The 1,190-nt window shown below is 47.0% G+C and carries 1 protein-coding gene; it reads right to left on the bottom strand.

The window, feature by feature from the left end; genetic code table 11:
- Positions 1–219: 219 nt before the first annotated feature.
- Positions 220–1,190: ABC transporter ATP-binding protein (locus V513_RS07935; RefSeq protein WP_099772306.1), on the bottom strand; the 971-nt coding region annotated here is incomplete at its 5' end.

Genomic DNA, 1,190 nt, shown 5'->3' with positions numbered 1-1,190 from the left:
TGGACTTATCTTGCATCCCCTGCCTCTCTTATTCTAACAAACAACCAAGAACGAAGAACAGGTTTTTTATTCGGCTAACGGAGAACCATTCAACGGTGAACCAGTTTCTTTTGCTCTTACGGACCTCCAACCACCAACCTCCGACCCCGGCCTTTTTTACAACTCACACTGCAACTTGGAACTGATCCTTTGCTCTTTCGAACCCCCAACCACCAACCTCTACCCTCGGTTTTCATCGGCTACTTCCTTCCATCTTCTGCAGGCGTGGAAGTGACCATCTTCAATCTCCTGAAGCTGAGGTTCTTCCTTCTCCCAGCATTCTTCTTTTGCATAAGGACATCTGGGGTGGAATCTGCAGCCCTTTGGAATATTGGCGGCAGAGGGGATCTCTCCCTTTATCGGTACTATCTTCGGTTTGTTTACCTTTCCCGCTACCGGTTCGCATACGGCAGCGATGAGAGCCCTTGTGTATGGATGAACTGGATTGTCTATAACATCATCTGGATCTCCTATCTCTATTATCTTTCCAAGGTACATCACGGCTATCCTGTCGGTGAAGTATCTCGCAGTGGAGAGATCGTGTGTTATGTAGAGATAGGTAAGACCAAGGTCTCTCTGCACTTCCTTCATCATGTGGAGTATTTCGGCCCTGGTGGAAAGGTCAATCATGGATACCGGTTCATCCGCAACGAGAAGCTCGGGGTTTAGAAGAAGAGTCCTCGCGGTAGCTGCCCTCTGTCTCTGACCCCCGGATAACATATGGGGATATCTCACAAGGAATTCATCTGGAGGATTGAGCTTGACTTCCCTTAAAGCCTTCTCGATCATCTTCATTCTCTCATCCCTGTCTTCTCCGAGTTTGTGTATTATTAGAGGCTCCTCCATGACATCCCTTATCTTGAATCTCGGGTTCATTGAAGCGTATGGGTCCTGAAAGATCATCTGTACGTTCCTTCTGTAAATCTTCAGTTCATCTTTCTCTATATGAGTTACATCCTTTCCGTTTAGGAACATTGTCCCGCCTGTGGGTTCTAGGAGTTTCATGATTAGTTTTCCCGTAGTGGTCTTTCCACAACCGGACTCTCCAACTAGACCGAATATCTCGCCCCTCTTTATCGAGAAGGTTACTCCGTCAACTGCCTTGACGTAGTTGTGTTCTCCCTTGAAGAACTGGGATATGTTTCTTCTTA

This window comes from Mesotoga sp. H07.pep.5.3 (assembly GCF_002752615.1).
Classification (GTDB): domain Bacteria; phylum Thermotogota; class Thermotogae; order Petrotogales; family Kosmotogaceae; genus Mesotoga; species Mesotoga prima.
The sequence above is the reverse complement of the archived record's forward strand: the minus strand, read 5'-3'. Positions and strand labels throughout refer to the sequence as shown.